Here is a 5,741-nt window from a genome sequence, read left to right as displayed (position 1 = left end):
CTGGCTCGACTCTCGTACGACGAGTTCGGGTTCGAAGATGACTTGGTGGTGTTGGTGGGTTTGGGGGTTGTTGGCTTCGTCGAGGAGGAGTTCGGCGGCGGTTTGGCCGAGGCGTTGGCGGGGTTGGCGGACGGAGGAGAGGGGTACGGCTGCGGCGGCGGCGAATTCGATGTCGTCGTAGCCGACGAGGGCGATGTCGTGGGGTACGCGGATTTGTTGGCGGGTGAGGACTTGCAGGGCGCCGAGGGCGAGGAGGTCGTTGGCGCAGAAGATGGCGGTGGCGCGGGTGTTTTTGGGTTGGCCGAGGATGCGGGCGGCGGCGTCTCGTCCGGCGGTGACGGTGAGGGCTGGTGTGTCGTACCGGCGTAGGTGTTCTTCTTCGGTGAGTCCGGCGTCGGTGAGGGCTTGGATGGCGCCGTGGTAGCGGTCGTGGACTTGTTCGAGGCGGTGTGGTCCGCCGACGAACGCGATCCGGCGGTGTCCACTTTCGACCAGGTGGCGCATGGCGAGCTCGCCACCGAGCCGGTCGTCCACGGAGACCGAACAGATGTCGGGCTGCCGCGACCGCCGGTCGAGCAGGACCACGAGCACGCCGCGGTCGCGGAGTTGGTGGAGGCGTGTGCTGGCGTCGTGGATGGGGGTGATGAGGACGCCTTGGACGCGTTGTTCTTCGAGGAGGTCGAGGTAGGCGTTTTCTTTGGTGAGGTTGCCGTCGCTGTTGCAGAAGATGACGGCCATGCCGGCGGCGCCGGTGGTGTCTTCGACGCCTTTGGCGACGTCGGTGAAGAAGGGGTTGGCGACGTCGAGGACGACGAGGCCGAGGGTGCGGCCTTTGCCGCGGCGTAGTTGGCGGGCGGCGTCGTTGGGGACGAAGCCGAGTTCGGTGATGGCGGCCAGGACGCGGGTGCGGGTGGTGGGGGCGACGATGTCGGGGCGGTTGAGGACGTTGGAGACGGTGCCGACGGATACCCCGGCGTGGCTGGCCACGTCACGGATGCTGACCAGCGGGGTCTCCGACACCGTCGCCTCCTCGTCTCCGCCCCGCTCGACGCCGCCGGGACGGTACTGAATCGTGTCAAGAATGCCTCAGGATACCGGGCGGCGGGAAAGCCCTTGCCTCCCTAACGATTCGGTAACCCGAGAGAAACCCTTGACCGATCCCGAAACGAGCCCTTAACGTCTATCCCACGAACCTGTGAAACGTTTCACAAATCGCTTCTTGCCATCTCGACCCGATGCAGGGGAGGCGTGCGTGCCCGAACGTCCCGAGCACCCTGCGGCGTTGCTCACTCTGTCCGGGGTGCGCAAGTCCTTCGGCGCCGTGCAAGCGCTGGTCGATGGCCGGCTGGAGCTGCGCGCGGGCGAGGTGCACGCCCTGGTGGGGGAGAACGGGGCGGGCAAGTCGACGCTGGTGAAGGTCCTGGCCGGGGTGCACGCGCCAGACGAGGGGTTCGTGGCGCTCGATGGCGAGCCGCTGCACTTCGCCGGACCCGCGGACGCCCGGGCGGCCGGGATCGCGGTGATCTACCAGGAGCCGACGCTGTTTCCGGACCTCTCGGTGGCGGAAAACATCTTCATGGGCCGGCAGCCGCTGCGGGGCCTGCGCCGGATCGACGCGGCGGCCATGCGGCGGCGCACGTCGGAGCTGTTCGCGCGGCTGGGTGTGCGGATGGATCCGGACCGGCCGGCGCGTGGCCTGTCGATCGCCGACCAGCAGCTGGTCGAGATCGCCAAGGCGCTGTCGTTCGACGCCCGGGTGCTGGTGATGGACGAGCCGACGGCGGCGCTCTCCGGTGTGGAGGTGGAGCGGCTGTTCGCCGTGGTCCGCTCGCTGCGCGAGGCCGGTGCCGCGGTCCTGTTCATCTCGCACCGGTTCGACGAGGTCTTCGCCCTGTGCCAGCGGGTCACCGTGATGCGGGACGGCCGCTGGGTCTCCACCGACCCGACCGGCGACCTGACCGTGGGACAGGTCGTGCGGCGGATGGTCGGCCGGGAGGTCTCCCAGCTCTATCCCAAGCAGGAGACCGAGGCCGGCGACGTCGTGCTGGAGGTGCGTGACCTGACCCGGCTCGGCGTCTTCGACGCGGTCAGCTTCGACGTGCGGGCGGGCGAGATCGTCGCGCTGGCCGGCCTGGTCGGTGCCGGGCGCAGCGAGGTGGTCCGGGCGGTGTTCGGCGTCGACCGGTACGACTCGGGTGAGGTCTTCGTCGGCAGAAAACGCCTGCCCCGGGGGCGGCCGGCGGTGGCGATGGCCGCTGGTGTCGCGCTGGTGCCGGAAGACCGCCGGCAGCAGGGCCTGGTGATGGAGCTGTCGATCGAACGCAACGCCACGCTGACCCGGCGCTGGTCGCTGTCCCGGCTCGGCCTGCTCGGCCCGCGGGTCGAGCGGCTGGACGCCGGCAGATGGCTCCAGCGCTTGCGGGTCAAGGCCGGTCACCTCGCCGATCCGGTGTCCACATTGTCCGGTGGTAACCAGCAGAAGGTGGTCCTGGCGAAGTGGCTGTCCACATCGCCGAAGGTGTTGATCGTGGACGAGCCGACCCGGGGCATCGACGTCGGCACCAAGGCGGAGGTGCACCGGCTGATGTCCCAACTGGCCGCCGAGGGCGTGGCGGTGCTGATGGTCTCCAGCGAGCTGCCCGAGGTGCTGGGGATGGCCGACCGGGTGCTGGTGATGCACGAGGGTCGGCTTGTCGAGGAGATCGCCCGCGAGCGGGCCGACGAGGAGTCGGTCATGCTCGCCGCGACCGGGCAGGGTGCGGGTGATGCCGGATGAGCACCGCCACGAGGCAGGCCGCTCCGCCGCCCACCCGGGCCCGCGGTGACGTGCGGGGTGCGCGCCGGCTCTTCGTGGTCCGTGAGCTGGGCATCGGCCTTGCGCTGGTGCTGCTGGTCGCGGTGACCACCATCTACAACCCGCGGTTTCTGAATGCCCAGTCCCGCAAGGACCTGATGCTCGGCGCCACCATCCTTGTCGTGCTGGCGGTGGGGCAGGCGATCGTGGTGATCACCCGCAACGTCGACCTCTCCGTCGGTTCGGTGCTGGGGCTGTCCGCGTTCGCGACGGGCAAGCTGTTTCTGGCCATGTCCGAGACGCCGATCGTCTTGGCGGTGTTGGCGGGCGTTGGTCTGGGCCTGCTGTGCGGAATCGTCAACGGGGCGCTGATCGCCGTGGCGCGAGTGCCCGCGTTGGTGGTCACGCTCGGCACGCTGTACGTCTTCCGCGGCGTCGACTACTCGTGGGCGGCCGGGCAGCAGATCAACGCGGCCGACATGCCCAGCGGTTTCAAGCGGATGGGCACCGCCACTCTGCTCGGCATCCCCGTCCTGGCCCTGTTCGCGATCGCCGTGCTGGTTTTCGCCGGCTACTACCTGCGTAACTACCGCTCGGGTCGGGAGATGTACGCGATTGGCTCGGACCCGGAGGCCGCCCGCCTGTCCGGCATCCCGGTCGGCTGGCGGGTGTTCACCGCCATGGCCATCTCTGGCGCCCTCGCCGGCCTGGCCGGTGTGCTGCACGCGGCCCGGTTCGGCACGCTGGACGCCGCCGCCGGCAACGGGATCGAGCTACAGGTCGTCGCCGCCGTCGTGGTGGGCGGGGTGGCGATCTTCGGCGGCAGCGGCTCGGTCTACGGCGCGGCCCTCGGCGCGCTGCTGCTGTCGACGATCGGGTCCGCGTTGCCGGTGCTGCGGATCGACCCGTTCTGGCAGCAGGCCGTCGTCGGCGCGTTGATTCTCGCCGCGATCGGACTGGACCGGGCCCTGACCGCCCGCATCGCCAGCAGGTTGAGGGGAAGGAGGGCCCGCGGTGCTTAGACGGCTCGGCTCCTGGGACGTGCTGGTCATCGTCGTCCTCGCCGCCGTGGTGGTGGTTTCGTCGGCGACGGTGGAGGGCTTCGCCTCCTCCCGCTTCTGGGGCTTCCTGCTGCTGGACGTCATCCCGATCGCCCTGATCGCGCTGCCGATGACCTTCGTGATCGTCACCGGCGAGATCGACCTGTCCGTGGCCAGCGTGCTCGGCCTGTCCAGCGCCGTGATGGGCCAGCTCTGGCTCTCCGGGGTACCGCTGCCGCTGATCCTGCCGCTCGTCCTGGTGCTCGGCGCGGTGCTGGGCGCGGTGAACGGCCTGTTCGTCACCGGCTTCGGCCTGCCCTCCCTCGCGGTCACGATCGGCACCCTCGCGCTCTACAGAGGACTCGCCTACGTGGTGCTGGGCGACAAAGCGGTGGCCGACTTCCCGTTCTCCTGGACCGGCAACACGATCGAGGCGCTGCCCGGCACCACCGTCCCCTGGGTCGCCCTCGTCGTGCTCGCCCTCGCCGCCGTCTTCGGGATCGTGCTGCACGCCACCCCGATCGGGCGGGCCCTGTTTGCGATGGGCAACAACCAGCAGGCCGCCACGTTCTCCGGCATCTCGGTGGCGAAGACGAAGTTCTGGCTGTTCGTCCTCACCGCCACGATCGCGGCGCTCGCCGGGTTCTTCTGGACCATGCGCTACGCCAGCGCCCGCGCCGACAACGGCGGCGGCCTGGAACTCTCGGTCGTCGCGGCCGTCCTGCTCGGCGGGGTCTCCATCTTCGGCGGCCGCGGCAACCTGCTGGGCGTGATCGCCGGCGTCCTGCTGCTCATCACGCTGCGCAACGCGCTGCAACTCGCCGACGTACCCGCCGACACACTCACCGTCGTCACCGGCGCCCTGCTGATCGTCTCCGTCGTCGGCCCCAACGCGGCCAGCATGATCCGCGCCCGCCTGCGCCGCCGACGACCCGCCGTGTCGACCGCCGCCGGCGGCTAGAGCCTGCCCCGTGTTTGTCGAGTGCCCCTTGTTTTCGTCGAGTGCCCCTGTTTCGTCGAGGAAGGAAAGAGCCATGAGAGGTATGCGGACCCGACGCATGCGCCTAGGCGCTTCCGTGGCCGCGCTGTCGGCGCTGATGCTGGGCCCGGTGGCCTGCGCCAGCGACGAGAGCGACACCCCGGCCGGCGGCGGTAACGCCAGTGGGGGTGCGTCCGGGCAGATCAAGGAGGGGCTGTCGGTGGCCTTCCTGCCCAAGCAGGTCAACAATCCGTACTTCACCGTCTCGGATAACGGGGGTAAGTCGGCGGTGGAGGAGTTCAAGGGTGAGTACAAGGAGGTCGGCCCCTCCGAGGCGAGTGCCTCGTCCCAGGTGTCGTACATCAACACGTTGACCCAGCAGGGTTCGGACGTGATCGTCATCTCGGCGAATGATCCGAATGCGATCTGTGGTGCGGTCAACCAGGCTCGGCAGGGTGGGGCGAAGGTGGTGACGTTCGACTCGGATACCAACAAGGACTGCCGGGATCTGTTCGTCAACCAGGTGACCGCGCAGGGTATCGCGGAGAACCAGGTCAAGTTGATCTCGGATCAGATCGGTGGGGCGGGGAAGATTGCGATCTTGTCGGCGACGGCGAACGCGACGAATCAGAACGCGTGGATCGAGTTGATGAAGACCGAGTTGAAGAAGCCGGAGTATTCCAAGATCGAGTTGGTTACGGTGGCGTACGGCAATGACGAGGATCAGAAGTCGTTCCAGGAGACCCAGGGGCTGCTGTCTTCCTACCCGGACTTGAAGGGGATCATCTCGCCGACCACGGTGGGTGTGGCGGCGGCGGCGCGGTATCTGTCCGGTTCGCAGTACAAGGGGAAGGTGGCGTTGACCGGGTTGGGGACGCCGAACCAGATGCGTGAGTTTGTCAAGGACGGCACGGTGAAGAACTTCGCG

Annotated in this window: 5 protein-coding genes; 4 read left to right on the top strand and 1 reads right to left on the bottom strand. The window is 68.7% G+C overall.

Annotation, left to right across the window (positions count from 1 at the left end):
- Positions 1-1,020: LacI family DNA-binding transcriptional regulator (locus RB614_RS44075; RefSeq protein ID WP_308718677.1), on the bottom strand; the 1,020-nt coding region annotated here is incomplete at its 3' end.
- A 232-nt stretch (positions 1,021-1,252) separates the two neighbouring features.
- On the opposite strand from RB614_RS44075, the gene RB614_RS44070 reads away from it, so the two are divergent.
- From RB614_RS44070 to RB614_RS44055, 4 genes are all read left to right on the top strand, one after another.
- Positions 1,253-2,776 (top strand): sugar ABC transporter ATP-binding protein, encoded by a 1,524-nt coding sequence (locus RB614_RS44070; RefSeq protein ID WP_308718676.1) that lies wholly within the window; start codon positions 1,253-1,255, stop codon positions 2,774-2,776.
- Complete coding sequence (locus tag RB614_RS44065) at positions 2,773-3,816, top strand: ABC transporter permease (RefSeq protein ID WP_308718675.1); 1,044 nt, start codon at positions 2,773-2,775, stop codon at positions 3,814-3,816. Before RB614_RS44070 ends, RB614_RS44065 begins: the two co-directional genes overlap by 4 nt.
- Entirely contained in the window at positions 3,809-4,795 is a 987-nt protein-coding gene (locus tag RB614_RS44060; RefSeq protein WP_308718674.1) for an ABC transporter permease, read from the top strand. The genes RB614_RS44065 and RB614_RS44060 overlap by 8 nt, the downstream gene beginning before the upstream one ends.
- A gap of 115 nt (positions 4,796-4,910) precedes the next feature.
- Positions 4,911-5,741: rhamnose ABC transporter substrate-binding protein (locus RB614_RS44055; protein ID WP_308718673.1), on the top strand; the 831-nt coding region annotated here is incomplete at its 3' end.

It is taken from the genome of Phytohabitans maris, from assembly GCF_031085175.1.
Lineage (GTDB): Bacteria > Actinomycetota > Actinomycetes > Mycobacteriales > Micromonosporaceae > Phytohabitans > Phytohabitans maris.
Note: the sequence above shows the minus strand (reverse complement) of the source record. Positions and strands in the feature narration are given on the sequence as shown.